The following is a 1273-nucleotide window of genomic DNA, read 5'->3' on the forward strand; positions in this document are numbered from 1 at the left end:
ACCGCCCCGCCCCGGAATGCCATAAGACTGCCGGGAAGCCCCCGAAGGAATGGCCGGGAGGTTCACGTTCAGGGAGGGGCCCTCAGCGATGCGCGGCCAAGCCTCCCTGACCGGAGTTCCCCTCCCCGGGACCACCACGCCCGGCCATGACGGGGGGCGCATCAGATCGCTACGCGCTCCGCTCGGCATGGCGTCCGACGACCGCCTGTGGCTGGACATGGGCCGCCCACGACCGGGACGAACTCCGCGCCGACGCGACTGCGGGTCGTTTGTGGTGTTCTGGCGAGCGGCGGGACGGAGGTGGGTCAGTCGCGGATGAGAAGGACGACGAAACCCGCCACGGCTCCCAGCACCAGTCCGAGAATGGAGTAGCGGGGGCGCGACTCGCGTAGGACGGGGAGGAAGTGGTCGACGGAGAAGCGGCCCGGCCCGGTGAGGGTGAGGGCGATGACCGCGGCGAAGAGCACCGACTCCAGTTCCACACCCTTGGGGGCAAAGAAGGCGTTCAGGCCCCGAACGGCCAGGATGTTGATGAACGTGCCGGTCAAGGCCGCGCCGGCGAGCGGAGTGAGCAGGCCGAGGGCCAGACCCAGGCCACCCAGGGTTTCTGAGAGACCGGCGATGGCGGCCATGGCCTTCCCGGCGGGGTAGCCACTCATCGAGAAGCCCTTGCCGGTTGCGGTGAAGCCGGGGCCGTTGAACCAACCGAAGAGCTTCTGCGTGCCGTGGCCGACCATGGTGAGGCCGACGACGAGCCGGAGCACGAGCAGGCCGATGTCGTGGGTGGCGGTGGTTGCGGACGTGGCACCAAACATCGCGCGGTCCCGTCGTTCGTACGCCATGAACGTCCGTTTCTTCCGTCACCTGCGGGCGACGGCCACCCTATGACGCTCCACTGCAATGACCAGGCCGCAACGTCGCCGACCCCCGTCGTCGACCCGTTCGGCCGCAGGTCAACCGCGCCCAGCCCCGGACGGTCGCCGGACGCCATGCCCAGAGAAGCGCGTAGCGATCCGTTGCGTCCGGGGGCTGCATCGTCATCTCATCACCGTCTGGTGCGGGTTGGCCCTCCCCCCGCGCCCGTCCTGGCCAGGCTTGGTGGTCCTGGTGAGCCGGATGCAGATGTACGGGAGACATGGCCGGGCATCGCTGACTCGGCCGCTCCTGGTCGGTCAACCTCCCGGCCATTCCTTCGGGGGCTTCCCGGCAGTCTTATGGCATTCCGGGGCGGGGCGGTCGGTCAAGGGTGGCCGAAGGCCATCGCGAAGCGACG

General features: G+C 69.3%; 1 protein-coding gene. It reads right to left on the reverse strand.

Annotated elements, in window-relative coordinates:
• Positions 1-305: 305 nt before the first annotated feature.
• Positions 306-842 carry a DoxX family protein gene (locus IF02_RS0131960; RefSeq protein WP_030163318.1) on the reverse strand — a complete coding sequence of 179 codons (537 nt, stop codon included), beginning with the start codon at positions 840-842 and terminating at the stop codon, positions 306-308.
• Between the last annotated feature and the right edge of the window lie 431 nt (positions 843-1273).

This window comes from Streptomyces sp. NRRL S-244 (genome assembly GCF_000717915.1).
Taxonomy (GTDB): Bacteria; Actinomycetota; Actinomycetes; order Streptomycetales; family Streptomycetaceae; genus Streptomyces.